At 53.7% G+C, this 671-nt stretch carries 1 protein-coding gene; it reads left to right on the top strand.

Annotated elements, in window-relative coordinates; translation table 11 throughout:
• Positions 1-101: 101 nt before the first annotated feature.
• The coding region (locus QP415_RS10715) for an ABC transporter transmembrane domain-containing protein (protein WP_285100032.1) at positions 102-671 on the top strand (570 nt) is incomplete at its 3' end.

Below are 671 nucleotides of genomic sequence, written 5' to 3'. Positions count from 1 at the left end.
TGCCCTGAAAGGGTGATGCTCATATCAGTTGACGTGCACGGTTAGGTACACCTCCCAGAAATAAAGTAAGGTTACCCTTATCTAATAAGGATGGTGTTTGCGTGGACGATATTGTAATGGATCAGGTTGTTGAAGGCGAGTATGGGTCGGCGAAGGAAAAATCTGTCGCTGGCCAGAACGCGATTCGTCAGCTATCGCAGCCGGTGAAAGGCAAGCTGTTCGTCGCGCAGGTTTTGGCTTTTCTCTCTGGTGTGTTGGCTATTGCCCCGTATGTGGCTCTGGTGGAGCTTGGCAGAGAACTTATGCAAGACCAGATGGACCCGGCGCGGGTGAACTGGATCGTGATGCTCCTCGTCAGCGCATACATGGCCCGGTTGACCTTATATTTTGTTGCATTGGGCGTGACGCATTTTATTGACCTGTCGTTGCGTAATCAAATGCGCCGCCAGATTGCCGCCCGCATGTCGACTGCTCCGCTGTCGTGGTTTACCCGCGAGGGTGAGGGAAAGATCCGCAAGACCATTCAGGATGATACGGCCACGGTGCACACAGTGATTGCGCACGGGCCGATTGAGAAACTGAACGCGATCGTATCCCCGCTCGCCTTGTTGATGTATGCGTTTGTGGTGGATTGGCGACTCGCGTTGCTGTCGATTGCGACGATCCCGCTT

This window comes from Pauljensenia sp. UMB3104, from assembly GCF_030217285.1.
GTDB lineage: Bacteria > Actinomycetota > Actinomycetes > Actinomycetales > Actinomycetaceae > Pauljensenia.
This window is presented reverse-complemented; position numbering and strand designations above follow the sequence as displayed.